Source organism: Mycolicibacterium tokaiense (assembly GCF_010725885.1).
GTDB classification, from domain to species: Bacteria; Actinomycetota; Actinomycetes; order Mycobacteriales; family Mycobacteriaceae; genus Mycobacterium; species Mycobacterium tokaiense.
Genome location: NZ_AP022600.1, coordinates 3,289,065 through 3,312,701 on the forward strand (window position 1 = coordinate 3,289,065; position 23,637 = coordinate 3,312,701).

The following is a 23,637-nucleotide window of genomic DNA, read 5'->3' on the forward strand; positions in this document are numbered from 1 at the left end:
GGGTCTATCACGAAACGAGGCGTTCAGTGGCACCGGAATTCAACGGCAAGATCGAGTTGGACATCCGCGATTCAGAGCCAGATTGGGCGCCGTTCGCCGCCCCTGCCGCTCCCGAGGGCGCGCCCAATGTGCTCTACCTGGTGTGGGATGACACCGGGATCGCCACCTGGGACTGCTTCGGCGGACTGGTCGACATGCCGGCCATGCGCCGCATCGCCGAGAAGGGGGTGCGGTTGTCGCAGTTCCACACCACCGCACTGTGTTCCCCCACCCGGGCCTCGCTGCTCACCGGGCGCAACCCCACCACGGTGGGGATGGCCACCATCGAGGAGTTCACCGACGGGTTCCCCAACTGCAGCGGCCGGATCCCGTTCGAAACCGCGTTGATGTCGGAGGTGCTGGCCGAACGCGGGTGGAACACCTACTGCGTCGGCAAGTGGCATCTGACTCCGCTGGAGGAGTCCAATCTGGCCAGCACCAAACGACATTGGCCGTTGTCGCGTGGCTTCGAGCGGTTCTACGGCTTCATGGGCGGTGAAACTGACCAGTGGTACCCGGAGCTGGTGTACGACAACCACCCCGTCGCCCCGCCCGGGACCCCCGAGGACGGCTACCACCTGTCCAAGGATCTGGCCGACAAGACCATCGAGTTCATCCGTGACGCCAAGGTGATCGCGCCGGACAAGCCGTGGTTCTCCTATGTCTGCCCCGGCGCCGGGCATGCGCCCCACCACGTGTTCACCGAGTGGGCCGACAAGTACGCCGGTCGCTTCGACATGGGCTACGAGGCCTACCGCGAGATCGTCTTCGAGAACCAGAAGCGGCTCGGCATCATCCCGCCCGACACCGAGCTGTCGGCGGTGAATCCGTATGCCGACCTCACCGGTCCCGGTGGGGAGCCGTGGCCCCTGCAGGACACGGTGCGGCCGTGGGACTCGCTGAACGACGACGAGAAGCGCCTGTTCGCCCGGATGGCGGAGGTGTTCGCCGGTTTCCAGTCCTACACCGACGCCCAGATCGGCCGGATCCTGGACTACCTCGAGGAATCCGGGCAGCTGGACAACACCATCATCGTGGTCATCTCCGACAACGGGGCCAGCGGTGAGGGCGGCCCCAACGGCTCGGTCAACGAGGTGAAGTTCTTCAACGGCTATATCGACACGGTGGAGGAGAGCATGCGCTACTTCGACCACCTCGGCGGACCGGACACCTACGGCCACTATCCGATCGGTTGGGCGATGGCCTTCAACACGCCCTACAAGCTGTTCAAGCGCTACGCCTCCCACGAAGGCGGCATCGCCGACCCGGCCATCATCTCCTGGCCCAGTGGGATCTCGGCGCACGGCGAGGTCCGCGACACCTACGTCAACGTCGCCGACATCACCCCCACGGTGTACGACCTGCTGGGGATCACGGTGCCGGCCAGCGTCGGCGGGTATGCGCAGAAACCTCTTGACGGTGTGAGTTTTGCTGCCACGCTGAAGGATCCGGAGCTGCCCACCGGTAAGGACACCCAGTTCTACACCATGCTGGGTACACGCGGCATCTGGCACAAGGGCTGGTTCGCCAACAGCCTGCACGCCGCCAGCCCGGCCGGCTGGGGACACTTCGACGCCGATCGCTGGGAGCTGTTCCACATCGAGTCCGACCGCAGCCAATGCCATGACCTGGCAGCCGAGCACCCCGACAAACTCGAGGAACTCAAGGCGCTGTGGTTCGCCGAGGCCGAGAAGTACAACGGGCTGCCGCTGGGAGATCTGAACGTCTTGGAGACCATGACCCGGTGGCGGCCCACCCTGTCGGCGGACCGGACCAACTTCGTCTACTACCCGGGAACCGCCGAGGTCGGTATCGGTGCGGCCGTGGAACTTCGAGGGCAGTCGTTCTCGGTGCTGGCCGAGGTGACCGTCGACTCCACCGGCGCCGAAGGGGTGTTGTACAAACAAGGCGCCGGTCACGGCGGCCACGTGCTGTTCGTCCAGGATGGCCGGCTGCACTATGTCTACAACTTCATGGGTGAGGACGAACAGCGGGTGAGCTCACCGGATGCTGTTCCGTTGGGCAGCCACGTCTTCGGGGTCCGCTATGAGCGCACCGGAACCGTGGAGGGCAGCCACACCCCACTCGGGGTGGTCTCGCTGTACGTCGACGACACCGTGGTGGCCACCGCGGACGGGATCCGGACCCATCCGGGCACCTTCGGTCTGGCCGGTGGCGGAATCGCGGTGGGCCGCAACGGGGGTCAACCGGTAACCAGTGCTTACAAGGCGCCGTTCGCGTTCACCGGTGGGACCATCGTCAAGGTCGTCGTGGACACCTCCGGGACGCCGTACATCGACACCGAACGGGAACTGGCCGCAGCGTTCGCCAAGGACTGACATGTTCGCACGGGTGTTCGCCGGTGTCTGTGCGTTGGCCGTGTGCGGCGTCGAACCTGCTGTCGCACAGGGGGAACCCCTCGACTACGGAGTGGTGGAGACCAGCCGCGTGCAGGTGGCGCCGCAGGCGCAGACCTGCCCGTCGCCGGAGCCGGGGCCGGGCCGGCAGCTGGTGTCCTCCGGCGGCACCGACGTCCCTGTGGTCGCGGTGCTGGCGCCGGACGGCTGGACGGCCCACGGCGCCACCCTCACCGGGCCTGCCGGCATGTCGGCTTCGATCACCGTCACGCCCACCGACCTGGGTCCGGCCCAGGCGTTCGAGTCCTACGCCGACGCCGCACAGGACAAGGCGCCCATCTCGTCGCTGAGCATCCTGCCGGCTGAACTGTGCGGCTACAGCGGGCAGGAGTTCCGCGGCATGTGGTCCGGCGCCGGGGACCCGCCGGTGGACTACCGGGACCGGCTGCTGCACGTGTGGACCGAGGGGCCGTCGTATCTGGTGGTGGTGCACGTCGAGGGACCGCAGGGTGCCCCCGGGCTGGATGCGGCCCAGGAGTTGATCACCGACCGGGTCGGGATCCGCCTGCCCTAGGCGGCGGCCGTCGCCCGCGGGGAGAGCACTCGGTGGCCCTGCCAGGCCACCACTGCGGTGATGCCCGCTGCCAGCCCGAACGGCACGGCGATGTGCACCTTCAGCAGCAGCGCGCCCACCAGGGCTCCGGCGAAGATCATCACGATCGCGCCCAGCCTGCGGTTGAGCAGCACACCCCGGCCGCCCTTGGTCCAGGTCTCCCCGGCCAGCGAGGCCAGCGTGGAGGTCACCACCACGGTGGTCATGTCGGCGACGCCCACCGCGCGCGCGACCACGGCCTGCGAGCCCATCACCGCGGCCGTCACGGCGGCCATCACGATCTCCACCACCGGGGCGGAGTCGTCGCCGACCACGGCCGCCACCACCGTCAGCGCGGTCAGGGTCACCGCGCCGAGCGTCAGCAGCACCGTCACCGTGTGATGCCACCCGGTGCCGCGGGCGGCCCGCGGCTTGCGCAAAGCCAGCCCAGCCACCCACGCGGCGGCGGTGAACGCCGCCAGCGCGATGGCCGGGCCCAGCACCGGCAGGTCGTCGGCTCCGGCGACGCCCATGCCCAGGATCACGATGTTGCCGGTCATGTTCCCGGTGAACACCCGGTCCAGGGCCAGGAACCCCACCGCATCGACCACGCCGGTGACAAAAGTCAGGGCGATCGTCAGGAACAGCGCGGTCTGGGCCCGTTTGGCGTCGGTCATGCCTGTCAGAAAACCAGAATCGCGAACACCGTGGACAGGATGAGGCCCGACATCACCGGGATGAAGCACTTGCGGGCCAGCGTCAACACCGGCACCCGGGCGAAACCGGCCACCGCGATCAACGACGACCAGGCCACCAGGGTGCCGCCGCCGGACCAGATGTTGCCCATCTGGCCGATCGCGGCCAGGGTGGCGGGATCCATGCCCGCGGCCGGACCCAGCGCACCCGCCAGTGAGCCGGTCAGCGGCAGACCGCTGAAACCGGAGCCGTCGAGCCCCGCCACCACACCGACCAGCAGTACACCGAAACCGAGCACGAACGGGCTCGGTGTCACGTGCGCCATGGCGGCGCTGATCAGGTCGAACAGGAACGCGGGACCGGTGGCGTCGGAGCCCATGCCGAGCACCCGCGCAGAGAAGTCACCACTGCCGATGAAGAAGAACCCGGCGATGGGCAGCACGATGCCCATCGCCTTGAACGCGAACACCAGGCCGTCGATGATGTGGCGCGACGAGCTCTCGAGGAAGTCGCGCCGGTCATTGGTGGCACTGGCTGCGAACAGCAGCATCGCTGCGATCCCGCCGACGATGCCCGCGGCGTCACCGCCCTGCAGCGGAGGCACCAGGTCGGTGAACTTGCCCACGAGCAGATACACGATGAACGCGAAGTACGCCGCCGGAACCAGGACGGCAAACGTCTTGGCTGCCATGGTCTTCGGTGGCTCGACCACCTCCACGGCATCGGTACGGGTCAAGGTGGCGGTGCCGGAAGGACCGGTCGGGACGGGCTCGCGAGGGGTGGCTCCGCCGCCGGAACCCGGATCGGTGTCGGGAGTCTCGTCGGGCAGCCCCAGCTTGTCCGCCTTGTTCTCCCAAGCAACCAGCAGGTCCTGCGACGGCTTCTGCCAGGTGCGCCGCTGCATGAGGTAGGTGATGCCCAGGGCGACCAGGCCGACGATCAGGGAGAGCACCAGTGACTTGTCGGCCACGCTGTCGGCGTCCACTCCCGCGGCCGTCGCCGAGATCCCGGGCGCCACCTTGATGATGTAGTCCGACGAGAGCGCCATGCCCTGCCCGGCAATGGCGATCACCATGCCCACCGACAGCGGGCTCAGGCCGGCGCGGATGGCCACCGGGATCAGCACCGCACCCACCAGCGGCACCGCCGGCGTCGGCCAGAAGAACAGCGAGATCACGTAGGTGACCACTGCCAGCACGATGAAACTGCTGGTGCTGCCACGCATGATGCCCCGGAAGGGCGTCACCATCAGCTTGTCGGCGCCCATCTCCCGCAGGGCGCCCAGCATCGCGGTGATCAGCGCGATGATCAGGAAGATGTTGAACAGCTCCTGGGCGGCCACCAGTGAGGCGTTGAAGATCGACGACAAGCCGGTGACGATGCTGCCGGAGAACACCCAGGCGGTGAGCAGGGTGGCGGTGACGGCTGGAACCAGGATGTTCTTGCGCAGCGCCATCGTGATGAGGATGACGACGATGCCTGCCAGATATATCCAGTGTGCGGCGGTGAGTTGTGCGTCCATCGGCGAGGTCTTTCGTTACAACTGCTCGTGGGCTGTGCAGTTTGATTGCAGGAATGCTCGGCTCGATGACCGTGGGGGTCAACGAGCACAGTGCACACCGTTGTGATCTCCACCATGTGCAATATGCGCTACGCAAGGCGACGGTGTGACAGCGCGTTTCGCCCAGGTAAACATGCCAACATCACACCACCGGGGCGGAAATCGCGGGCCGTTTCGCACCTCACGGCGCTGGTCATGTTGACCTGTTGAAGCCTTCTGGGGTGTGCATATCCTCCTGGGCGGGAGCTGCCATCTCCCGGTAGTGGGTGAGACAGTTGTCAGGACATGACTGACACCGACACCCGGGCCGATGCCGCCGGCACCACCGGTGATGGCACACCGCTGGGGCTGGCCGCCTTGCTGTCGGGCACCTTGCTCGGCACGCTGAGCAACAACATCGTCAACGTGCCGCTGCCCGCCATGCTGGCCGATTTCGACGCCCCCTTGAGCAGCGGGGTGTTCGTGGTGGTCGGGTTCCTGCTCACCTTCACCGCGACCATGCCGCTGGTGGGCTGGATCGGGGACCGGTTCGGCCGGCGGCGGGTGTACCTGCTGGCTCTGGTGGGCACCGCGGTCTGCGCCATCGGTGCGGCCACCGCGCCCACGTTGCCGGTGCTGATCGCCTGGCGCTGTGCCGGCGGGGTGGTGGCGGCGGCCTTCGGCCCCGCCGTGATGGGTCTGCTGCAGTGGATGTTCTCCGGAGAGCGCCGCGCCAGGGCCGTCGGGTTGTGGGCGTCGGTCAATGGCATCGGGCAGGCGGTCGGCCCTTCGATGGGCGGCTTCATCGCCGACGCCTGGGGGTGGCGCTGGGTGTTCGTGCCGCTGGTCCCGGTGGCGCTGGCCGGGCTGATCGGCACCCTGCGCCACGTTCCCGTGCACCCCGGCACCCGGATGCGGTTCGACCTGCTCGGCGCGATCGGGCTGACGCTGGGCTCGGGACTGCTGATCCTCGGTATCGCCCTGGTGCCACAGCCGTCCGGGGCGGTGCCGGCCGCGGCCCTGATCGCCGCGGCCGCCGCGGTGCTGGCCCTGTTCTGGTGGCACTGCCTGCGTGCTGAGCATCCGTTCGTCGACGTGCGGTTGGTTCGCGAGGCCCGGTTCGTGCGCAGTTCGCTGGCGGCGTTCGCGATGATGTTCAGCCTCGGGGCCGTGCTGCTGTCGGTGCCGCTGTTCCTCACCGGTGCGGGCCGGTCTGCGTCGGTGTCGGGGCTGGTGCTGCTGGTGGTGCCGGCCACCATGGTGTTGCTGGGCCCGCCGGTGGGCCGGTACATGGACCGGCTGCGTCCCCGCCGGGTGCTGCGCACCGGACTGGTGCTGCTGGCGGCCGGTCAGGTGGGCCTCGCAGCAGCCATGGGTGGGCAGGTTCCGCTCGGGGTTCTGGTCGCCATCCTGGCGCTAACCGGGGTCGGCATCGCGTTGGTCCAGACCCCGGCCGCCACCGGCGCCACCCGCTCGCCGGCCGGGGCCCAGGGCACCGGGCTGGGGCTGTACAACCTGATCCGGTTCAGCGGGTCGGGCATGGGCGCGGCGTGGGTGGCCATCGCCCTCGGCCTGGCCGGCTACCCGCTGCTGTTCGCGGGGGCCGCCGTGGTGGTGGCCTTGGGATTCATCGGGTCGTTCTTCGGGCCGGACCCGGCCTAACGGAAGCTCGCCTCACGGTCGACGGCCGCGCGCACCTCGGTGAGCATGTCGAGGCGGATGGCCAGCCAGACCGTGAACTGGTTCTCCGGTGCCCGGATGTCGAGCCCGATGATCCGCGACACCCGGTCCAGCTTGGCCAGCATGGTGTTGCGGTGCACGTCGAGGGTGCGGGCGGTCGCGTTGACGTTGCCGCCGTGCTCCAGGTAGCGGGTGAGCGTCTCCAGCAGGTCCGGAGACGAGCGCAGCGGTGTGACGATCTCGGCCAGCAGCGCCCGGCTGTGCTCGGTCTCGGCGATGTCGGCCAGCACCGTGAAGCTGCGCAACTGCTGGTAGGACGTGGCGCCGGTGCGGCCCAGTCGGCGGGCGATGCCCAGGGCCACCCGGGCTTCCCGGTAGCTGTCGGAGACGTCGCCGGCGCCGCGTGCCGGCCTGCCGTAGGCGACAGCCACGGGGGTGCCGCGGCGCTTGCGGAGCTCCGCGGTCATGGCCTCGGCGTAGTCGGTCATCTCGGTCCGCATCGCCGCGTTGTCCTGCCCGCGCAGCGACCGGACCACCACCAGGACGTCACCGATGACGGTGACGTAGGACTGCACCAGCGGGTCGGGGGACACCCCGGCGGCATAACGGGCCAGCCGGACCATGCTGGCGGCGGGGTTGTCCACCCCGTGGGGCAGCACGCCCGGTGCGACGAAAACACCGAAGCAGCTGTCGATGTCGATCTCGTGGTGCTCGGCGCGGGCCCGCATGTCGTGGTCGCTGGAGAAGCTGCCATGCACCAGGGCCTGGACAAAATCGCCGCGGGCCCGTTCCTCGGCCTCGTCGACGCTGTGCTGGCGCAGCATCTCCGAGCCGATGATGGCCGTGGCCTGCTCGGTGACGACGATGTGGCGGGCGGTGTCGTGTGCACCGGGTTCGGCACCGGGTACCAACACCAGCACCCAGCCCTCGAACGCCTTGCCGAGTCGGATCGCGCTGGCGATCACCGTCCACGGGCTGTTGTTCGGTCCCGCAACACGTTCCACGCGGGTGTCGTGTCCACTGTGGCGCCGCGAGGCCGGCAGGTCGGCGGACAGCATCACCACCACCGACTCGCTGAGCTGGGCCACCGCGTCGTCGGCGAGCCCGTTGTGCGCGACGACATTGCCGCGGGCGTCCAGGGCCATGGCCGGGTTGCGGGCCAGGTTCGAGACCTCGCGGATCAGCATCTCCAGGCCCGCGCCGCGGTGGAACAGCCCGGCCAGGGAGGCGTGCACGTGCGTGGAGTACCGCATCACGTGCACTTCCTGGTTGAGCGCACGCTCGGCGAGCAGCCGGTTCAGTGCGGCGAACCCGACCGGGAAACCGAGCTCGATGACCACCAGATCGGCGGGCAGCCCGGCGGACAGGAAGTCGGCGGGCAGGCTGCCGTCGACCAGCAGGGTGGTGGCGCCGCGGGCGGTCAGCGCGGTCAGGGTGCCGTGTTTGCCGAGCAGCGCCTCGGGCCGGCTGTACACCGCCACCCCGTCCAGCGGATCGGGCCGCGAGAGCACCTCGCCCAGCGGCAGCACCCACTGCAACTCGACGTGCAGCCGGTCGGCGCCCGCCAGCACCTGCGCGCCCGCCATCAGCGACTCGTCGAGCAAGCCCGCGACCGTCAGCCGGTCGTCCTCACTGGTTGCCTGCACTGTTCTCACCTGCGCTGTCTTCGGATTCGAGTGGGCCTGGTAATCGAATACACCTCGACTCAGCACACGGCCTATGTGCACTTTAACCCGTTTCCGGCCTTGTCACCGGACAACTTGGCCCTGCCACTGGGCTCGCCACGTTGGTAGAACTCTTCCCACGTCACCAACACCAGCTCAGGGATTTGTGGAGTCTCACCGGCGGTAGGCGCCGCTGACACTCCGCAAGTCGCACGAAACCGAAGCGAGGCACGCGCATGCACCAAATCCACCGGATCACCCTCGACGACGCACTGCCGCTGCTGGCGGCCGGGCGCGCGAAGGCGGAGGAGATCGGCGTCAAGCAGACCCTGTGCGTCGTCGACGACGGCGGCAATGTCCTTGCCCTACACCGTCTTCCGGGCGCCCGTCTGACCGGCGTCGACATCGCCATCGCCAAGGCGTTCACCGCCGCCGGCCACGAGCGCGCCACCCACCTGTTCAACGAACCCCCGAACGGTCCCGCGCTGCCCGGCAACGAGGCGTTCGGCATCAGCCACATGCTGCCCGGCAAGTTCGCCATCTTCGTCGGCGGCTTCCCCCTGGTGTTCGACGGGCAGATCGTCGGCGGCGTGGGCATCAGCGGCGGCAACGGCGAGCAGGACAAGGCCGTGGGCGCGGCCATGCTCGCGGAGTTCGCGGCGCTGACGTCCTCGGTGGCCCGTTAGGCCTGTGCACCATGACCGCCGCAGCGTGTTTGCGCAGGTCATTGTGTCCGTGGTCAGTGCCCGCGACGCTCACTAACGTCGACACTGCACCCGCATCGAAGCGGAATCTGTAGCACTGCAGCCCAATTCATCTTCATCCATCTGAGAGGACCGATTTCATGACCGAACTGCTGGGGCGTGACGAATTCCGCGCCGAGCTGGAGAACGCCATCAAGGGCCGCGAGGCCAAGAACGCGTCGTTCTCCAAGGCCTGGGCCGACGGCCTGCTGGAGCGTCACCATTTCGCCCGCTGGGCCGAGAACCACTTCCACTACGTCGGGCCCTTCGCCGACTACCTGGCCAACATCTACGCCAACACCCCCGATCAGTACACCGGCGCCAAGGACTTCACGCTGCAGAACATGTACGAGGAGGAGTTGGCCGACATCCGGCACACCGATCTGCTGATCAAGTTCGGCGAGGCCTGCGGCACCACCAAGGAACGCATCGAAGACCCGAACAACATGAACGCCATCACCCGCGGTCTGCAGTCCTGGTGCTACGCGGTGTCGCAGCGCGAGCACTTCGTGGTGGCCACCGCTGCCCTGGTGGTGGGCCTGGAGTCGCAGGTGCCCAGCATCTACATGAAGCAGATCGTCCCGCTGCGTGAGGTGTACAAGTTCACCGAGGACGAGATCGAGTTCTTCGACCTGCACATCACCTCGGACGTGGTGCACGGCGAGCGCGGTTACCAGATCGTGCTCGACCACGCCGACACCGTTGCCCTGCAGCAGCGTTGCCTGCAGATGGTGCGCTGGGGAGCCGAGATGCGGTTCTCCTACACCAAGGGTCTCTACGACACCTACGTCGCGCCGGAGCTGGCCAGCGTCTAGCGATTTCGGCGCGCTCGTAACCGCCCAGCGGTTACGAGCGCGCCCGAATCGCAGGAAAGGGACATCATGGGTGAGTGGATCGCGGTGGCCAGCACCAAGGAGCTGGGCCGCCGTCGCAAGCTGCGGGTCGAGGTCGACGGCACCGCCATTGCCTTGTTCGCCACTGACGGCAAGGTCTACGCGTTCGCCGATCTCTGTGTGCACCAGGACCGTTCGCTGTTCAAAGGCACACTGTTGCACGGCAAGGTGATCTGCCCCGGGCACCAGTGGCAGTTCGACCTCGAGACCGGCTACGAGGCCGACCAGGACCTGTGCCAACCCACCTTCCCGGTGCGGGTGGACGACGACGGCACCGTCTACGTCTGCAAGACCGTCCAACAGGAGATCCCCGCATGACCCGGCCCACCCATGTGCTCGTCGGCGCCGGCCAGGCGTCCGCGGTGGCCGCCCGCAACCTGCGCCGCCACGGTTTCGACGGCCGCATCGTGCTGATCGGTGACGAGCCGCACGCGCCCTACCAGCGCCCGCCGCTGTCCAAGGAGTTCCTCGCCGGCACCGACACCGAGGACTCATTGTGGATCCTGCCGGAGAAGTGGCGCACCGCCAACGACATCGACCTGATCACCGGGGCCACCGTCACGCGGGTCGACACCGCCACCGCCACAGTGGAATTGGACAACCACGCACCCATCGCCGCCGATGCCGTGCTGTTCGCCACCGGCGGCAGCCCGCGCCGGCTGCCGGTACCCGGCCCACGCCCGGACCTGGTGCACTACCTGCGCACCCTCGATGACGCCACCGGCCTGGCCCCACACCTGGCTCCGGGCCGGCGCCTGGCGATCATCGGTGCGGGCTTCATCGGCCTGGAGTTGGCCGCCACCGCCGTATCGGCCGGTGTGACGGTCACGGTGTTCGAGACCGCACCGGTCCCGCTGGAGCGCGTGCTCGGCGCCGACCTCGGCACCCTGATCACCCGCATGCACCGCGACAACGGCGTCGACGTCCGTACCGGCGCGGGTGTGGCGCACCTGCAGACGACGGCGGACGCGGTGCTGGTCGGCGATGAAGAGTTCGACGTACTCGTGATCGGCATCGGCATCACGCCGAATGTGCAGGCAGCCAACGCAACCGGACTGCACATCGACGACGGCATCGTGGTCGACGCGGCCGGGCGCACGAGTGTGCCCAACGTGTACGCCGCCGGTGACGTGGCCCGGCGCTTCTCGGCCAGGGCCGGCCGCCACATCCGGGTGGAGCACTTCGACAACGCCAGTCGCCAGGGTGTCGCCGTGGCCGGCGCCATGCTGGGCCGCGACGCGATCAACGACGACCCGCACTGGTTCTGGTCGGATCAGTTCGGCCGCAACATCCAGAGCGTCGGCTCGCTGACCGGCACCCCGGTGCTGCGTGGCGATCGCGACGGGCTGGACTTCACCGCCTTCTACCTCGACGGCGGCGCGCTGTGCGGCGCGTTCACCGTCGAACGCGGTGAGGACATCTCGGTGACCCGCGAACTGCTGGGCCGCGAGTTGGACCCCGCCGTGCTGGGAGACGAGGACACCGACCTGTGGGACCTGGCGTACGAGGACGACATCGAAGAGGTGACGGCATGATCGAGGGTTTGAACTTCATCGGCGGGAACTGGGTGCCCGCGGTGTCCGGGGCCACCTTCACCCGCAGCAACCCCGCCGACCCCGGTGACGTCATCGGCGCGTTCCCGGACTCCGGCGCCGACGACGTGCGCCTGGCCGTCGACAGCCTGGCTGCTGCTGCGCCTGCCTGGGCGGCCACCTCACCCGAGCGCCGCGCCGGTATCCTGGAAGCTGCTGCGGCGCAACTGGAGTCACGCAGCGACCAGCTGATCGCCGAGCTGGTCCGCGAAGAGGGCAAAACGCTGGCCGAGGCCACCATGGAGGTCAGCCGCACCCCGATGAACCTGCGGTTCTACGCCGCCGAGGCCACCCGCAGCTGCGGCGCCACCTATCCCGTGGCGGGGCAGACGCTGCTCTACACGGTGCGGGAGCCGATCGGCATCGTGGGCGCCATCACCCCGTGGAATTTCCCGCTCAACATCCCGTCCCGCAAGCTCGGGCCGGCGCTGGCGGTGGGAAACCCGGTGCTGTTCAAACCTTCTGAGATCACCCCGCTGATGGGGCAGCGGCTGGTGGAAGCCCTGCTGGCCGGGGGACTGCCGCCGGAGGTCATCGCGCTGGTGCAGGGCGGCGGGGCCGCCGGTGCCGCCGTGGCCGGCGACGAGCGCGTGGCCGCGGTGACCTTCACCGGATCCACCGCGGTGGGCAGACTGATCCACAGCCAGGTGGGCCCGCACCGGCGGGTGCAGTTGGAGATGGGTGGCAAGAACCCGGTGGTGGTGGCACCCGACGCCGACCCCGAACGCGCAGCTGCTCTGATCGTCAAGGGCGCCTTCGGCCTGTCCGGGCAGGCCTGCACCGGTACCAGCCGGGTGATCGTCACCGAGGCCAACCACGACGCCGTGGTCGATGCCGTTGTCGCGCGCGCCGAAGCGCTGCAGGTGGGCCCCGGCGCCGACACCGGCATCGACATGGGTGCACTCGCCAGCGCCGAGCAGCACAAGAAATTCCTGGGCTACGTCCAGGCCGGCATCGAGGACGGCGCCACCTTGCGCTGCGGCGGCGAGGACACCGGTGGCAACGGATTCTTCGTGCGTCCCGCGGTGTTCACCGACGCCACCGCAGGCATGCGCATCGTCGACGAAGAGGTGTTCGGACCGTTGATCGCCGTGCAACGGGTGAGCACCCTCGACGACGCCATCGACGCGGCCAACAACACCGAGTTCGGGCTCTCGGCCGCCATCGTCACCAACGACCTCACCGTCGCCCAGGAGTTCTCCCGCCGCTCGAAGACCGGGCTGGTCAAGATCAATCAGCCCACCACCGGGATGGCGATGAACGCGCCGTTCGGCGGCTACAAAGCGTCCTCGACCGCCACCTTCAAAGAGCAGGCCGGCGCGTCGATGATCGAGTTCTACCTCAACGAGAAGACCATCTATATGAATCCGGGACTGTGACATGACTGATCAGATCGACGACACCACAACCGAATTCGTCAGGGTGGCGCGCTCCGGCCAGGTGCCGGAGGGCATCGTGCGCCGGTTCTACGCCGGCGAGCACGAATTCGCCGTGGCGCGGTTGAAGGGCAAGGCGTACGCCACCTCCAATTACTGCACGCATCTGGACTGCCTGCTGTCGTCGGGCAAGCTGCGCGACGACGGGATCGGCTGCTCCTGCCACGGCAGTGCGTTCGACCTGGAGACCGGCGAACCGATCAGCCCACCGGCCACCGAACCCATCAAGACCTATCCCTGCCAGGAGCGTGACGGCGAGATCTTCGTCGGGGTCAATCCCGGTGAGGCACCGTCCGGCCCCACCCGGCGGCAGCGTCGGCAAGGATGACACCCGTGCGCCCGCCCACCCTGTCGGCCTCGGCCATGGTCAGCAGCAGCCATCCCGCTGCCAGCCTGGCCGGCGCCCGAGTCCTGGCCGACGGCGGCAACGCCGTCGATGCCACCCTGGCGATGGCCGCGATGACGTGGCTCACCCTGCCCGGTCAGTGCGGTATCGGCGGCGACGCGTTCGCCGTGGTCCGCGAACCGGACGGGCGGGTCTGGACCGTCAACGGGTCCGGCTTCGGGCCCGACGGCGGCACCGCGGACTTCTACCGGGCGCAGGGAATGTCGCGCATCCCCAGGGTCGGGCCGCTGTCGGTCACGGTGCCGGGTGCACCCGCGGCGCTGACGGCGCTGCACGCCCACGGTGGCACCCGGGCGCTCTCCGAGCTGTGGGCGCCGGTGGCCGACGCCGCCGAACGTGGGCTGCCCTGCTCGGCGCGCACCGCCGGCGACGTGGCGGAGGCACTGCACGACGGCGACCCCGGGCTGCTGTCGGTGTACGCGCGGGCGCAGGTGGGCACCCAGCTGCCCCAACCCGATCTGGCCGCGACCATCCGCCGGCTCGCCGACGACCCGGCCTGGTTCTACACCGGCGAGTTCGCGCAGCGCGCGGTGGCGATGTTGCAGGCTGACGACGTTCCCTTCTCCGGCGACGAATGGGCGGCCGGGGCCGCGGTGGCGCGGGAGGGCGCGATCACCGGCCGCTACGCCGGTGCCGTGGTGCATCAGACCCCGCTGCCGACGCCGGGCTGGATGGTGCTGCAGCAGGCGGCACTCTGCGACGCGGCCGTCGGCTTCAGCGGATGGCTCTCGGCCCCGGCCGTCGATCGGATGGCCCGGGCCGCGCGGTTGACCTTCGCTGATCGATTTGTGTTGTGCGGCAATGACAATGACGGTTCCCGTTATGTGCTGGATCCGGATCGTATTCGCGCGCAGCGCCGCGATCTGGACGAGCGCACCGAAGCGCGCACACCCGTCGACGTCGGCGCCGGCGACACCACCTCCACCGTCGCGGTGGATTCCGAGGGCCGGGCCGTCAGCTTCATCCACTCGCTCGGGTTCACCTTCGGCGCCATGATCACCGTGCCGGGCACCGGGGTGGTGCTCAACAACCGCCTGGGACGCGGGGCATATCTGATCGAGGGACACCCCAACGAGGTGGCGCCGCGGCGCAAGCCGCTGCACACCCTGAACGCCTGGGTGGTCACCGACGACGCCGGCGAGCTGCTGCACGTGGGCAACACCCCCGGCGGCGACGGGCAGGTGCAGTGGAACATGCAGCTGCTCTCGCACCTGCTCGACCACGGGCTGGACCCGGCCGAGGCCGTAGCCGCACCGCGGTTCACCGTGTTCCCCGGCTCGGACGCAGACGTCATCGGCGCCCCCGACGAGTTGCGCGTCGAAGAGACGCTGCCCGAGCCGGTCCGGCGGGAGCTGGCCGAGCACCACCACGTCGTGGTGCAGCCGGCCCTGGGCGGCGGCGGCAGCGCGCAGGTGATCTCGCGGGACGAGCGCGGCATCCTCTTCGGTGCCGCCGACCCGCGCCAGGAAGGGATCGCCCTCGGTGTGGGGTGAACCCGGTGTCGACTGACGCCCCGCCGCCGCAGGGTGACTACATCCCCGCGGTGCTGCACGACGGCGTGGTCCACACCGCCGGGATGACGCCGCGACGCGACGGGGTGCTGCTGGTCAGCGGCATCGTGGGGGAGACGTTGAGCGTCGAGGAAGCCCGTGCGGCGGCGGCCATCGCCGTGGGAAACGCCCTGGCTGCGGTCCGTTCCGTGCTGCCCGCGGGCGCAGGCCTGCGGTGTCTGAAGATGACGGTGTTCATTGCGTGTGCGCCGGGCTTCACCCAGCTCAGCGCGGTCGCCGACGGTGCCTCCGCCGTGATCGCCGAACAGCTGGGCCGCCCAGGTCTGCCCGCGCGGTCGGCCATCGGCGTACTGTCGCTGCCGTCCGGTGCCCCCGTCGAGGTGGAGCTCACCGCCGCTGTGGTGTAACTCGCGCGCCGAAACCGACGTTTTCCGTCGGCCACTCGGGCGGTGTCACGAGCAGGGATTTGGAGCAAAGCTGGCTGTCACCTAGACTCTAGGGGTTGCCGTGGGCAGACCTCGGCTGTCGCCTGTGCTCAGGAGATGGCTCTGCGTGCCTTTCGACAACAAAGACCGCGCACGACAGGTTTATCAGCCTGCCCGGAATCCGGGGAGGGTGGCTTCTCCTGGCGTGCACACAGATAAATCAGGTCTGAGGAGATCTAGTGATTCAGCAGGAATCGCGGCTCAAGGTCGCCGACAACACGGGCGCCAAGGAGATCTTGTGCATCCGCGTGCTCGGCGGCTCGTCGCGGCGCTACGCCGGCATCGGTGATGTCATCGTGGCGACCGTCAAGGACGCCATCCCGGGCGGCAACGTCAAGCGTGGCGACGTCGTCAAGGCCGTTGTGGTGCGCACCGTCAAGGAGCGTCGTCGCGCCGACGGCAGCTACATCAAGTTCGACGAGAACGCCGCCGTCATCATCAAGGCCGACAACGATCCGCGCGGCACCCGCATCTTCGGCCCGGTCGGGCGCGAGCTGCGTGAGAAGCGCTTCATGAAGATCGTCTCGCTGGCTCCGGAGGTTTTGTAAATGAAGGTCCGCAAGGGCGACACCGTGCTCGTCATCTCGGGCAAGGACAAGGGCGCCAAGGGCAAGGTCCTGGTGGCCTACCCCGACCGCGAGCGCGTGCTCGTCGAGGGCGTCAACCGCATCAAGAAGCACACCCCGGTCTCGGCCAACCAGCGTGGCGCGTCCTCGGGCGGCATCGTCACCCAGGAAGCCCCGATCCACGTGTCGAACGTGATGGTCATCGATTCCGACGGCAAGCCGACCCGCGTCGCGATCCGTCGTGACGAGGAGACGGGCAAGAACGTCCGCATCGCCAAGACCAACGGCAAGGACATCTGAGAGACATGACCACAGTAGAGAGCAACGAGAAGGTTCAGCCCCGGCTGAAGCAGCGCTACCGCGACGAGATCAAGGGCGCGCTGAACACCCAGTTCGAGTACGCCAACGTCATGCAGATCCCCGGCGTGGTGAAGGTCATCGTCAACATGGGTGTCGGTGACGCCGCCCGCGACGCCAAGCTGATCAACGGCGCCGTCAACGACCTGGCGCTGATCACCGGCCAGAAGCCCGAGATCCGCAAGGCCCGCAAGTCCATCGCCCAGTTCAAGCTGCGCGAAGGCATGCCGATCGGTGCGCGCGTCACGCTGCGTGGCGACCGGATGTGGGAGTTCCTGGACCGGCTGATCTCGATCGCCCTGCCGCGTATCCGCGACTTCCGTGGCCTGAGCCCCAAGCAGTTCGACGGGACCGGCAACTACACGTTCGGCCTCAACGAGCAGTCGATGTTCCACGAGATCGACGTCGACTCCATCGACCGCCCCCGCGGCATGGACATCACCGTCGTCACCTCGGCGACCAACGACGACGAGGGGCGTGCGCTGCTGCGGGCCCTCGGTTTCCCGTTCAAGGAGAACTGAGCAGATGGCAAAGAAAGCTCTGGTCAACAAGGCCAACAAGAAGCCCAAGTTCGCGGTGCGCGCCTACACGCGGTGCAACAGGTGCGGTCGCCCGCACGCGGTCTACCGCAAGTTCGGACTCTGCCGGATCTGCCTGCGTGAGATGGCTCATGCGGGCGAGCTGCCCGGTGTGCAGAAGTCCAGCTGGTAAACCCTCCCCCTTCCTGACAAGCACATCGCGGAAGGCCAGCACACATGTGCGGGGAACCGCCGCGAGAAAGGTGACACACCTGTCATGACAATGACGGATCCGATCGCAGACTTCTTGACGCGTCTGCGCAACGCCAACTCGGCGTATCACGACGAAGTGACCCTGCCGCACTCGAAGATCAAGGCGAACATCGCCGAGATCCTCAAAAAAGAGGGTTACATCAGCGACTACCGCACCGAGGACGCCCGGGTGGGCAAGTCCCTGGTGGTTCAGCTCAAGTACGGCCCCAGCCGTGAGCGCAGCATCGCCGGCCTGCGACGGGTGTCCAAGCCCGGTCTGCGGGTCTACGCGAAGTCGACCAACCTGCCGCGCGTGCTCGGCGGCCTGGGCGTGGCGATCATCTCCACGTCCTCGGGCCTGCTGACCGACCGTCAGGCAGCACGATCGGGCGTGGGCGGCGAAGTCCTCGCGTACGTCTGGTAGCGGGACAGGAGTAGAGAAACCATGTCGCGTATTGGCAAGCAACCGGTCGTCATCCCCAGCGGTGTCGACGTGACCATCAACGGTCAGAACATCGCGGTGAAGGGCCCCAAGGGAACCCTCACCCTCGACGTCAGAGAGCCCATCAACGTCGCCCGCGACGATGACGGTGCCGTTGTCGTCACCCGTCCGAACGACGAGCGCGAGAACCGCTCGCTGCACGGGCTGTCCCGCACCCTGATCGCCAACCTGGTGACCGGTGTGACGCAGGGCTACACCACCAAGATGGAGATCTTCGGCGTCGGCTACCGCGTCGCGCTCAAGGGCACCAACCTGGAGTTCGCGCTCGGCTACAGCCACCCCGTCGTGATCACCGCCCCCGAGGGCGTCACGTTCGCGGTGGAGACCCCCACCAAGTTCTCGATCACCGGCATCGACAAGCAGAAGGTCGGCCAGATCGCGGCGAACATCCGCCGCCTGCGGAAGAGCGACCCCTACAAGGGCAAGGGCATCCGCTACGAGGGTGAGCAGATCCGCCGCAAGGTCGGAAAGACAGGTAAGTAACCATGGCTCAGACAGCTACACAGGCCGCCGCCCGTAAGCCGGTGGGCCAGAACATCTCCGCCACCCGTCGGGTTGCCCGGATCCGCCGCCACGCCCGGCTGCGCAAGAAGGTCACCGGCACCGAACTGCGGCCGCGCCTTGTGGTCAACCGCTCCTCGCGGCACATCCACGTGCAGCTGGTGAACGACCTGACCGGCACCACGGTTGCCGCTGCGTCGTCCATCGAGGCCGACGTGCGTGCAGTCGAGGGTGACAAGAAAGCCCAGAGCGTCCGGGTCGGTCAGTTGATCGCCGAGCGTGCCAAGGCTGCAGGCGTCACCGCCATCGTGTTCGACCGCGGTGGTTACAGCTACGGCGGCCGCATCGCCGCCCTGGCCGATGCCGCTCGCGAGAACGGACTCGAGTTCTAAATGACTGACAACGGAAGGACCGCATGATGGCGGAGCAGACTTCGGGTGCCGAGGGCGCCTCGAACACCGGCGCCCCCAGTGCCGGAACCCGTACCGATTTCCAGCGCGGCGGCCGTGACGACCGCGGCGGACGCGGCCGTGGCCGCGGCGACGACCGTGGTGGCCGCGGTGGCCGCGACGATCGGGAGAAGAGCCAGTACATCGAACGCGTCGTCACCATCAACCGCGTCTCCAAGGTGGTCAAGGGTGGTCGGCGCTTCAGCTTCACCGCCCTGGTGATCGTCGGTGACGGCAAGGGCATGGTCGGCGTGGGCTACGGCAAGGCCAAGGAAGTTCCGGCCGCCATCGCCAAGGGTGTCGAAGAGGCTCGCAAGAACTTCTTCCGCGTGCCGCTGATCGGCAGCACCGTGACCCACCCGGTCCAAGGTGAGGCCGCTGCCGGTGTCGTGATGCTGCGCCCGGCCAGCCCCGGTACCGGCGTCATCGCCGGTGGTGCCTGCCGCGCGGTGCTGGAATGCGCCGGCGTGCACGACGTGCTGGCCAAGTCGCTGGGCAGCGACAACGCGATCAACGTGGTGCATGCCACCGTTGCCGCGCTGAAGCTGCTGCAGCGTCCCGAAGAGGTGGCGGCCCGTCGTGGCCTGCCCATCGAGGACGTCGCGCCGGCTCGGATGCTGCGCGCCCGTCGCGAGAGCGATGCGCTGGCGGCTGCCGCTGCGCGTGAAGGAAGCAACTGATCATGGCAGAACTCAAGATCACCCAGGTGCGGGGCATCATCGGTGCCCGCCACAATGCGCGTGAGAGCCTGCGCACCCTGGGTCTGCGCAAGATCCGTCAGTCGGTCGTACGTGAGGACAACGCCCAGACGCGTGGCCTCATCAAGGCCGTTCATCACCTGGTAGAGGTGGAGGAGGTCCAGTGAGCGTCATCAAGCTGCACGACCTGAAGCCGGCTCCCGGTTCCAAGAAGGCCAAGACCCGCGTCGGTCGCGGTGAGGGTTCCAAGGGCAAGACCGCCGGCCGCGGTACCAAGGGCACCAAGGCACGCAAGAACGTGCCGGTGACCTTCGAGGGTGGGCAGATGCCCATCCACATGCGGCTGCCGAAGCTCAAGGGCTTCCGCAACCGCTTCCGCACCGAGTACGGCGTGGTCAACGTCGGGGATCTCGCCAAGGCGTTCCCCGAGGGTGGCACCGTCGGGGTCCACGAGCTGGTGGCCAAGGGCCTGGTGCGCAAGAACGTGTTGGTCAAGGTCCTGGGCGACGGCAAGCTGTCGGCCAAGGTGGATGTCACCGCGCACAAGTTCTCCGGGAGCGCCCGCGAGGCGATCGCCGCCGCCGGTGGGTCCGCCACCGAGCTGTAGGAACTGCTGAGAAAGGCCCCGCACGCCGAGCGTGCGGGGCCCTTTCTCGTCTGTTGGTCAGCGCGAGGCGACCTGCAGCAGTTCCGAGAGTCCGGTGCGGTGCAGCATCTCCGCGCGCAGCCGGTCCAGCACGGCGAAGCCGACGTCCGCGCCGTCCTGCGCGGGGTCGATGTGCACCCGGAACGGCCGCGACCCGCGCGGTGCCCCGACCACGGCGACCACGGCCTGTGCCACCGCCGCCGGATCGGCGTCGGGCGGGACCACCGAGTTGAACGCCTCCTGCACCCGGTCGGTGAAGCCGGCGTAGGGCCCCGCCTCGTAGGCTTCGGCCACCGCGGTGTCGTCCGGGGACCCGGCGTGGGCGAAGTGGTTGGTGCCCTGGGTGAAGGCGCCAGGGACGATGATCGAGGTCTCGATGCCCCACAGCGCCAGTTCGCGGGCGTAGCTGACCGCCAGCGAATCCATCGCCGCCTTGGCAGCGAAGTACGGGCCCAGGTAGGGCGGTGTACCGCCGGCGGCGCTGCTGCTCGACATCCACACCAGCAGTCCGTCGCCCCGGTCCCGCAGGTGGGGCAGCGCAGCCCGGTTGACGCGCTGCGAGCCGACGACGTTGACGTCGTAGAGCGCGGCGAGCTGATCGGGGCTGAACGCCTCCGACGGCCCGTAGACCATGTGCCCGGCGTTGTGCACCAGGACGTCGAGGTGGCCGTGATCGGCGACCACGTGCGCCACCGCGTTCTCGACGGAGACGGTGTCCGAGACGTCGAGGTCCAGGGCGCGCAGGTCCACCCCGTGCGTGGCGGCGTGGTCCCTGATGGCTGCCACCTGTTCGGCGTTGTGGCCGTCGGTGCCGCGCATCGACGCGTAGACCACGTGGCCGGCGCCGGCCAGCGCCTCGGCGCACATGCGCCCGAATCCGCTGGAGGCGCCGGTGACGAGAATGACCTTGCCGGACATCACTGCCCCCCGTGCGGGTCGGAGGAGTTCAGGGTCGCGACGACGTCGTCGTAGTCACCGCGCGCTTCGCTGTAGCGCAGCAGCTTCACCCGCTCCACCTGGATCTCCTTGGCCTGCGGCTGGTTTTCCAGGATGTCCATCACCTCAGAGATGAAGTCCTCCAACGGCATCGCGAAGTCGCTGTCCCGCTGCCCGGGCAGCAGATCGGTGGCCACCGACGGCGGTACCAGTTCCCGCAGTTCGACGCTGGTGTCGGCCAGCTGCAGCCGCAGCGACTCGGTGAGCATGTGGATGGCGGCCTTGGTGGCGTTGTAGCTGGGGGTGGCCCGTAGCGGGGTGAATGCCAGACCGGAGGAGACGGTCACCACGGTGGCGGCGGGGCGGGTCTGCAGGTGCTCGATGAAGGCCGCGATCAGCCGGATCGGGCCCAGCAAATTGGTGGTGACGATCGATTCGGCGGAGTCCAGGAAACCCTCGGGGTGGTGCCAGTCCTCGACCTTCATGATGCCGGCCATCGCGATCACGACATTCAGGTCCGGGTACCGGGACAGCACGTCCTCGCGCGCTGCCCGGATGCTCTCCGGGTCGGCGGTGTCGATACGCACGGTGCCGAATTCCGGGTTCGCGGAGGCGATCTGGTCGAGCAATTCGGTACGCCGGCCGCCGACGATGACGGTGTTGCCGCGCTTCTGCAGCTCGGTGGCCAGGGCCAGGCCGATTCCGCTGGTGGAGCCGGGGATGAAGATGGTGTTGCCGGAGATGTTCATGGTGTCCTTTCTTGGTCCGTAGTCGCTACAACCCACGCTGCCAAAGAAGCTTCCATAAGTCCCATGCATTCTTATGATGCTGAGCATGCACCTGACGCATATCCTGCGCGCGGACCTGAACCTCATCCCGGTACTGGCCGCCCTGCTCGATGAGCGGCACGTATCGCGAGCCGCCGCGCGGTTGGGGATGAGTCAGCCGGCCACCAGTCGGGCGCTGCAACGGTTGCGGTCGCTGCTGGGTGACCCGTTGCTGATCCGCGAGCGCGACGGCTACCGGCTCACGGCGCGGGCGCAGATCCTGCACACCCAGCTCGGGACGGTGCTGCCGGCGCTGGAAGCGCTGGTGTCACCGGATTCGTTCGAGCCGGCCGATTCCACCACGCCGGTGCAGCTGGTCGGGACCGACTTCGCGGTGCGCCGTTTCGGCCCGGCCATCTGCCGGCGGCTGGGCGCGGACGCCCCGCAGGCGCCGGTGCGGTTCCACAGCTGGCGCTACGACACGATGGCCGACCAGATCCGCGGCGGCAACGTCGATCTCGGCCTGTTCGGCGGGTTCGCGCCCGACGACCTGTCGGTCGGCGAACTGTTGACCGAGCGCTTCGTCTGCGTTGTCGACGTCGACCACCCGGCGGCGGGTGCGGAGTTCACGCTGCGGGACTACCTGAGGCAACGCCATCTGGTGATCGACGTCGCCGAGGGCCGCCAGCCCGACGTCGACCTTCCGCTGAGAGCCCTCGGCGCGCAGCGTCATGCCGCGGTGGTGGTGCCCTATCACCTGGCGGTGCCTGCGCTGCTGGCCGGCACCGACCTGGTGGCCACCGTCCCGATCACCCTGGCGCAGGGGTGGCCGCAGCTGTACCCGGTGCGGCTGCTCGGTGCTCCGGTGCAGGTGCGTGAGCTGGAGTACCGGATGATCTGGCACCGGGCCTACGACGACGACCGCCGACACCGCTGGCTGCGTTCGGTGGTCCGGGACGCGGTGGCGCTCAGCGCCCCGACGGCACTACCGTGACGGGACGGTAGGACGTGTGCAGCAACGACTTCGCCACGCTGCCCAGCACCACCCGGCGCAGCCCGGTGCGCCCGCGCGAGCCGACCACCAAGGCAGCCGCGTTGTGTTCGTCGGCCACGGCGCAGAGAGTCTCGGCAGTGGCGGCCGAGCCGCGGCCCCGGCCGGGCGCGGCGTTGATCACCGAGACGCCCGCCGGTGCCGCTGTCGTGGGCTCGGCGGTGTCGTCCGAGGAGACGGACACCGCCAGTAGCTGCCTGCCGGGGAACAGGTGCTGCGCGGCGGCCACCGCGGTGGCCGCACCCGCCGACTGGTCGAAGCCCACCACGATGGGGCCGGCGGCCAGCGCCTCGTGCTCGGCGGCCAGCAGCGTCCGCTTGGTCACCACCACCGGCACCGGTGAGTGCAGCACCAGCAGTTCGGACACGCTGCCGAGCATCGCCTCGGACCCGGTGAGCCCGCGCGAGCCCACCACCACCGCGTCGGGCGTGTGCGTCTCGGCCAGTTGCGCCAGGCCGATGCCCTCACCGCCCCAGGCCTGTTTGACCAGCGCCTCGGCGTCCCAGCCGCCGGCCGTGGCCAACGCCACCCCGGAGTCGGTGAGCAGTTCGGCCTCGAAAGTGCCTTCGCGCTCCACGGCCTCGGTCAGCGCGGTGATGTTCCGCGACGACAGCCGCAGCCGACGGCGCAGGGCGGGGCTGGCGAACGGCGGGGTCAGGACGTAGGTGATGCGGGCATGCGCCTTCGGAAACAACCTCGTTCCGACTCGGATCGCAGTGGTGGCAGCCGGTGATCCGTCGTAGCCGACAAGCAGATCCAT

Annotated in this window: 28 protein-coding genes; 22 read left to right on the top strand and 6 right to left on the bottom strand. The window is 68.6% G+C overall.

Annotated features, from left to right (window positions below; all coding sequences use genetic code 11):
- Positions 1-26 precede the first annotated feature (26 nt).
- Positions 27-2,378 (top strand): arylsulfatase, encoded by a 2,352-nt coding sequence (locus G6N58_RS16075; RefSeq protein WP_115278039.1) that lies wholly within the window; start codon positions 27-29, stop codon positions 2,376-2,378.
- Between the two features lies 1 nt (position 2,379).
- On the top strand, positions 2,380-2,970 hold the full coding sequence (locus G6N58_RS16080) for a hypothetical protein (RefSeq protein ID WP_115278038.1): 591 nt from the start codon (positions 2,380-2,382) through the stop codon (positions 2,968-2,970).
- Here the strand turns inward: G6N58_RS16080 and G6N58_RS16085 are convergent.
- Both G6N58_RS16085 and G6N58_RS16090 read right to left on the bottom strand, forming a co-directional pair.
- A complete protein-coding gene (locus G6N58_RS16085; protein ID WP_115278037.1) occupies positions 2,967-3,665 on the bottom strand; it encodes a YoaK family protein in 699 nt (232 codons plus the stop codon). The genes G6N58_RS16080 and G6N58_RS16085 overlap by 4 nt on opposite strands.
- A gap of 5 nt (positions 3,666-3,670) precedes the next feature.
- Positions 3,671-5,206 (bottom strand): hypothetical protein, encoded by a 1,536-nt coding sequence (locus G6N58_RS16090; protein WP_115278036.1) that lies wholly within the window; start codon positions 5,204-5,206, stop codon positions 3,671-3,673.
- 324 nt (positions 5,207-5,530) lie between these two features.
- Here G6N58_RS16090 and G6N58_RS16095 point away from each other — a divergent pair, with 324 nt between their 5' ends.
- Positions 5,531-6,886 (top strand): MFS transporter, encoded by a 1,356-nt coding sequence (locus G6N58_RS16095; protein ID WP_115278035.1) that lies wholly within the window; start codon positions 5,531-5,533, stop codon positions 6,884-6,886.
- On the opposite strand, the gene G6N58_RS16100 is transcribed toward G6N58_RS16095, so the two are convergent.
- On the bottom strand, positions 6,883-8,490 hold the full coding sequence (locus G6N58_RS16100; RefSeq protein ID WP_083231047.1) for a PucR family transcriptional regulator: 1,608 nt from the start codon (positions 8,488-8,490) through the stop codon (positions 6,883-6,885). The genes G6N58_RS16095 and G6N58_RS16100 overlap by 4 nt on opposite strands.
- A 314-nt stretch (positions 8,491-8,804) precedes the next feature.
- On the opposite strand from G6N58_RS16100, the gene G6N58_RS16105 reads away from it, so the two are divergent.
- The 18 genes from G6N58_RS16105 to rplO all read left to right on the top strand — a co-directional run bounded on the left by G6N58_RS16105 (position 8,805) and on the right by rplO (position 20,084).
- The gene (locus tag G6N58_RS16105) at positions 8,805-9,254 is read left to right on the top strand and encodes a GlcG/HbpS family heme-binding protein (protein ID WP_068915625.1); all 450 of its coding nucleotides are present in this window, start codon (positions 8,805-8,807) and stop codon (positions 9,252-9,254) included.
- Positions 9,255-9,412: 158 nt separating this feature from the next.
- Positions 9,413-10,126 (top strand): iron-containing redox enzyme family protein, encoded by a 714-nt coding sequence (locus tag G6N58_RS16110; RefSeq protein ID WP_068915626.1) that lies wholly within the window; start codon positions 9,413-9,415, stop codon positions 10,124-10,126.
- 66 nt (positions 10,127-10,192) lie between these two features.
- Positions 10,193-10,522: a Rieske (2Fe-2S) protein gene (locus G6N58_RS16115; RefSeq protein ID WP_068915627.1), complete on the top strand. Its 330-nt coding sequence runs from the start codon at positions 10,193-10,195 to the stop codon at positions 10,520-10,522.
- A complete protein-coding gene (locus G6N58_RS16120) occupies positions 10,519-11,739 on the top strand; it encodes an NAD(P)/FAD-dependent oxidoreductase (protein WP_115278033.1) in 1,221 nt (406 codons plus the stop codon). The genes G6N58_RS16115 and G6N58_RS16120 overlap by 4 nt, the downstream gene beginning before the upstream one ends.
- Complete coding sequence (locus G6N58_RS16125; RefSeq protein ID WP_068915629.1) at positions 11,736-13,175, top strand: aldehyde dehydrogenase family protein; 1,440 nt, start codon at positions 11,736-11,738, stop codon at positions 13,173-13,175. Before G6N58_RS16120 ends, G6N58_RS16125 begins: the two co-directional genes overlap by 4 nt.
- A 1-nt stretch (position 13,176) precedes the next feature.
- Positions 13,177-13,560: a Rieske (2Fe-2S) protein gene (locus tag G6N58_RS16130; RefSeq protein WP_068915630.1), complete on the top strand. Its 384-nt coding sequence runs from the start codon at positions 13,177-13,179 to the stop codon at positions 13,558-13,560.
- On the top strand, positions 13,557-15,131 hold the full coding sequence (locus G6N58_RS16135; RefSeq protein ID WP_115278032.1) for a gamma-glutamyltransferase family protein: 1,575 nt from the start codon (positions 13,557-13,559) through the stop codon (positions 15,129-15,131). Before G6N58_RS16130 ends, G6N58_RS16135 begins: the two co-directional genes overlap by 4 nt.
- A 5-nt stretch (positions 15,132-15,136) precedes the next feature.
- The gene (locus G6N58_RS16140; RefSeq protein ID WP_435406138.1) at positions 15,137-15,556 is read left to right on the top strand and encodes a RidA family protein; all 420 of its coding nucleotides are present in this window, start codon (positions 15,137-15,139) and stop codon (positions 15,554-15,556) included.
- Positions 15,557-15,813: 257 nt separating this feature from the next.
- A complete protein-coding gene (rplN, locus tag G6N58_RS16145; RefSeq protein WP_003883432.1) occupies positions 15,814-16,182 on the top strand; it encodes a 50S ribosomal protein L14 in 369 nt (122 codons plus the stop codon).
- Positions 16,183-16,500: a 50S ribosomal protein L24 gene (rplX, locus tag G6N58_RS16150; protein WP_068915633.1), complete on the top strand. Its 318-nt coding sequence runs from the start codon at positions 16,183-16,185 to the stop codon at positions 16,498-16,500.
- A gap of 5 nt (positions 16,501-16,505) precedes the next feature.
- Entirely contained in the window at positions 16,506-17,078 is a 573-nt protein-coding gene (gene rplE, locus G6N58_RS16155) for a 50S ribosomal protein L5 (protein ID WP_068915634.1), read from the top strand.
- 4 nt (positions 17,079-17,082) lie between these two features.
- On the top strand, positions 17,083-17,268 hold the full coding sequence (locus tag G6N58_RS16160; RefSeq protein WP_047329118.1) for a type Z 30S ribosomal protein S14: 186 nt from the start codon (positions 17,083-17,085) through the stop codon (positions 17,266-17,268).
- Positions 17,269-17,352: 84 nt separating this feature from the next.
- Complete coding sequence (rpsH, locus tag G6N58_RS16165; protein ID WP_068915635.1) at positions 17,353-17,751, top strand: 30S ribosomal protein S8; 399 nt, start codon at positions 17,353-17,355, stop codon at positions 17,749-17,751.
- Between the two features lie 21 nt (positions 17,752-17,772).
- Entirely contained in the window at positions 17,773-18,312 is a 540-nt protein-coding gene (rplF, locus tag G6N58_RS16170; RefSeq protein ID WP_068915636.1) for a 50S ribosomal protein L6, read from the top strand.
- 2 nt (positions 18,313-18,314) lie between these two features.
- A complete protein-coding gene (rplR, locus tag G6N58_RS16175) occupies positions 18,315-18,722 on the top strand; it encodes a 50S ribosomal protein L18 (protein WP_068915637.1) in 408 nt (135 codons plus the stop codon).
- A gap of 23 nt (positions 18,723-18,745) precedes the next feature.
- Complete coding sequence (gene rpsE / locus G6N58_RS16180) at positions 18,746-19,459, top strand: 30S ribosomal protein S5 (protein ID WP_068915638.1); 714 nt, start codon at positions 18,746-18,748, stop codon at positions 19,457-19,459.
- Between the two features lie 2 nt (positions 19,460-19,461).
- Positions 19,462-19,644: a 50S ribosomal protein L30 gene (rpmD, locus tag G6N58_RS16185; protein ID WP_068915639.1), complete on the top strand. Its 183-nt coding sequence runs from the start codon at positions 19,462-19,464 to the stop codon at positions 19,642-19,644.
- A complete protein-coding gene (gene rplO / locus G6N58_RS16190) occupies positions 19,641-20,084 on the top strand; it encodes a 50S ribosomal protein L15 (RefSeq protein WP_115278030.1) in 444 nt (147 codons plus the stop codon). The genes rpmD and rplO overlap by 4 nt, the downstream gene beginning before the upstream one ends.
- 57 nt (positions 20,085-20,141) lie before the next feature.
- Here the strand turns inward: rplO and G6N58_RS16195 are convergent, their stop codons facing one another.
- Together G6N58_RS16195 and G6N58_RS16200 are read right to left on the bottom strand one after the other, a co-directional pair.
- Positions 20,142-21,041, bottom strand: a complete 900-nt coding sequence (locus G6N58_RS16195; RefSeq protein WP_163908197.1) for an SDR family oxidoreductase — start codon at positions 21,039-21,041, stop codon at positions 20,142-20,144.
- Positions 21,041-21,808, bottom strand: a complete 768-nt coding sequence (locus G6N58_RS16200) for an SDR family oxidoreductase (RefSeq protein ID WP_163908199.1) — start codon at positions 21,806-21,808, stop codon at positions 21,041-21,043. The genes G6N58_RS16195 and G6N58_RS16200 overlap by 1 nt, the downstream gene beginning before the upstream one ends.
- An 85-nt stretch (positions 21,809-21,893) precedes the next feature.
- Between G6N58_RS16200 and G6N58_RS16205 the strand changes: the two genes are divergently transcribed.
- A complete protein-coding gene (locus G6N58_RS16205) occupies positions 21,894-22,820 on the top strand; it encodes a LysR family transcriptional regulator (RefSeq protein WP_163908201.1) in 927 nt (308 codons plus the stop codon).
- Here the strand turns inward: G6N58_RS16205 and G6N58_RS16210 are convergent.
- Positions 22,795-23,637 carry a universal stress protein gene (locus G6N58_RS16210; RefSeq protein ID WP_068919620.1) on the bottom strand — a complete coding sequence of 281 codons (843 nt, stop codon included), beginning with the start codon at positions 23,635-23,637 and terminating at the stop codon, positions 22,795-22,797. The two genes, G6N58_RS16205 and G6N58_RS16210, sit on opposite strands and share 26 nt — an antisense overlap.

Bases quoted from the DNA above. Each gene is read 5' to 3' on its own strand.
- rpsH (WP_068915635.1), top strand. From the start codon at position 17,353: ATGACAATGACGGATCCGATCGCAGACTTCTTGACGCGTCTGCGCAAC.
- G6N58_RS16100 (WP_083231047.1), bottom strand. From the start codon at position 8,490: ATGGCGGGCGCGCAGGTGCTGGCGGGCGCCGACCGGCTGCACGTCGAG.
- G6N58_RS16130 (WP_068915630.1), top strand. From the start codon at position 13,177: ATGACTGATCAGATCGACGACACCACAACCGAATTCGTCAGGGTGGCG.
- rplE (WP_068915634.1), top strand. From the start codon at position 16,506: ATGACCACAGTAGAGAGCAACGAGAAGGTTCAGCCCCGGCTGAAGCAG.
- rplX (WP_068915633.1), top strand. From the start codon at position 16,183: ATGAAGGTCCGCAAGGGCGACACCGTGCTCGTCATCTCGGGCAAGGAC.
- G6N58_RS16195 (WP_163908197.1), bottom strand. From the start codon at position 21,041: ATGTCCGGCAAGGTCATTCTCGTCACCGGCGCCTCCAGCGGATTCGGG.
- rpsE (WP_068915638.1), top strand. From the start codon at position 18,746: ATGATGGCGGAGCAGACTTCGGGTGCCGAGGGCGCCTCGAACACCGGC.
- G6N58_RS16125 (WP_068915629.1), top strand. From the start codon at position 11,736: ATGATCGAGGGTTTGAACTTCATCGGCGGGAACTGGGTGCCCGCGGTG.
- G6N58_RS16120 (WP_115278033.1), top strand. From the start codon at position 10,519: ATGACCCGGCCCACCCATGTGCTCGTCGGCGCCGGCCAGGCGTCCGCG.
- G6N58_RS16160 (WP_047329118.1), top strand. From the start codon at position 17,083: ATGGCAAAGAAAGCTCTGGTCAACAAGGCCAACAAGAAGCCCAAGTTC.
- rplR (WP_068915637.1), top strand. From the start codon at position 18,315: ATGGCTCAGACAGCTACACAGGCCGCCGCCCGTAAGCCGGTGGGCCAG.
- rplF (WP_068915636.1), top strand. From the start codon at position 17,773: ATGTCGCGTATTGGCAAGCAACCGGTCGTCATCCCCAGCGGTGTCGAC.
- G6N58_RS16105 (WP_068915625.1), top strand. From the start codon at position 8,805: ATGCACCAAATCCACCGGATCACCCTCGACGACGCACTGCCGCTGCTG.
- G6N58_RS16205 (WP_163908201.1), top strand. From the start codon at position 21,894: ATGCACCTGACGCATATCCTGCGCGCGGACCTGAACCTCATCCCGGTA.
- G6N58_RS16110 (WP_068915626.1), top strand. From the start codon at position 9,413: ATGACCGAACTGCTGGGGCGTGACGAATTCCGCGCCGAGCTGGAGAAC.
- G6N58_RS16135 (WP_115278032.1), top strand. From the start codon at position 13,557: ATGACACCCGTGCGCCCGCCCACCCTGTCGGCCTCGGCCATGGTCAGC.
- G6N58_RS16200 (WP_163908199.1), bottom strand. From the start codon at position 21,808: ATGAACATCTCCGGCAACACCATCTTCATCCCCGGCTCCACCAGCGGA.
- G6N58_RS16210 (WP_068919620.1), bottom strand. From the start codon at position 23,637: ATGGATCTGCTTGTCGGCTACGACGGATCACCGGCTGCCACCACTGCG.
- G6N58_RS16080 (WP_115278038.1), top strand. From the start codon at position 2,380: ATGTTCGCACGGGTGTTCGCCGGTGTCTGTGCGTTGGCCGTGTGCGGC.
- G6N58_RS16090 (WP_115278036.1), bottom strand. From the start codon at position 5,206: ATGGACGCACAACTCACCGCCGCACACTGGATATATCTGGCAGGCATC.
- G6N58_RS16085 (WP_115278037.1), bottom strand. From the start codon at position 3,665: ATGACCGACGCCAAACGGGCCCAGACCGCGCTGTTCCTGACGATCGCC.
- G6N58_RS16115 (WP_068915627.1), top strand. From the start codon at position 10,193: ATGGGTGAGTGGATCGCGGTGGCCAGCACCAAGGAGCTGGGCCGCCGT.
- G6N58_RS16095 (WP_115278035.1), top strand. From the start codon at position 5,531: ATGACTGACACCGACACCCGGGCCGATGCCGCCGGCACCACCGGTGAT.
- rpmD (WP_068915639.1), top strand. From the start codon at position 19,462: ATGGCAGAACTCAAGATCACCCAGGTGCGGGGCATCATCGGTGCCCGC.